This is a genomic window from Profundicola chukchiensis (assembly GCF_029664245.1).
Classification (GTDB): domain Bacteria; phylum Bacteroidota; class Bacteroidia; order Flavobacteriales; family Weeksellaceae; genus Profundicola; species Profundicola chukchiensis.
The window spans coordinates 1-294 of sequence record NZ_JANAIE010000031.1; the positions used below are offsets into that span (position 1 = coordinate 1).

The following is a 294-nucleotide window of genomic DNA, read 5'->3' on the forward strand; positions in this document are numbered from 1 at the left end:
ATCACGATTCTTTTAAGAATGATATAAAAATCTCTTTATTAAACGAGCTTACACTTGTTAGAAGAATAGGTAACAATGCGGCCCATGGTAAAAAGGTAAGTAATCAAGAAGCCTTAATTTGTCTGAGAAGTATATTTAGATTGCTCTCTTTTATTGGACTTAATTACAACGAAGAAGAGCCAGATATTCCATTTTTTGAAGAAGCCTATATTCCAACAGGAGAGCTCAACGAAAAAACCTTAACACAGCTACAAGCCAAATCTGACGCTGTAGATAAATTACTAGAGGACAAGA

Annotated in this window: 1 protein-coding gene; it reads left to right on the plus strand. The window is 34.0% G+C overall.

The annotated features are described in order from the left end of the window. The coding region (locus NLM59_RS11570; RefSeq protein ID WP_304417937.1) for a hypothetical protein at positions 1 to 294 on the plus strand (294 nt) is incomplete at both ends.